This is a genomic window from Jutongia huaianensis, from assembly GCF_014384985.1.
GTDB lineage: Bacteria > Bacillota > Clostridia > Lachnospirales > Lachnospiraceae > Jutongia > Jutongia huaianensis.
Genome location: NZ_JACRSX010000052.1, coordinates 1 through 972, shown reverse-complemented (window position 1 = coordinate 972; position 972 = coordinate 1). Strand labels below are relative to the sequence as shown.

The 972-nt window shown below is 44.3% G+C and carries 1 protein-coding gene; it reads right to left on the bottom strand.

The features are described from left to right. A partial coding sequence (locus tag H8704_RS14025; protein WP_249298676.1) for an IS256 family transposase occupies window positions 1-972 on the bottom strand: 972 nt, incomplete at its 5' end.

Below are 972 nucleotides of genomic sequence, written 5' to 3'. Positions count from 1 at the left end.
CTAGAATTCTGCTTTTTCCAGCCGTTCTTCAAAATAGATCTCCAGCTGGGCTCGTATCTGGGACCAGTCCCTGCGGCGTCCGGTCCATTTTTTAGTGATGTCCATGGTAGCCAGATAGAGCATTTTTAAGAGGCTGTCATCGCTTGGAAAGACAGTCCTGCTTTTGGTGACTTTACGCAGCTGCCGGTTGAATCCTTCAATCGCATTAGTTGTATAAATGAGCTTCCGCACTTCATTGGGATATTTAAAATAAGTGGAAAGTGTAGCCCAGCGTTCGCTCCAGGATTTATAGATCTTCGGATATTTGCTGTTCCATTTTTCACCAAAAGATTCTAATTCCTCCAGGGCTGCAGCTTCATCAGGTGCTGCATAAACCATTTTTAAATCCGCCATAAGTTTTTTCAGATCTTTATAGGATACATAATTCGTGGTATTCCGGATCTGATGGATGATACACTGCTGGATCTCGGTCTTTGGATAAACTGCCTCGATCGCCTGTGGAAATCCGTTCAGTCCATCCACACAGGCGATCAGAATGTCCTGCACACCACGGTTTTTCAATCCGTTAATAATAGACAGCCAGAATTTTGCACCTTCATTTTCCCCAACATACATGCCGATCACATCCTTTTTCCCATCCATATCGATCCCGAGGGCAATGTATACCGCACGTTTCACAATACGTCCTTCACTGCGGACGTGATAGTGGATCGCATCCATGTAAACAACAGCATATATCTCCTGCAGTGGACGCTCCTGCCATTCCTTTACAAGTGGCATTATTTTATCGGTAATACGGCTGATCGTGCTGTCTGAAATATCCAGATCATAAAGCTCTTTTAAGTGTGCTTCAATGTCTCCCGTGGTCATTCCTTTTGCATACATAGATATGATCTTTTCTTCCATGTCCTGAGTGACCGTATTCTGATATTTTGGTATCAGCTGCGGTTCATACTCCCCTTTGCGGTCCCT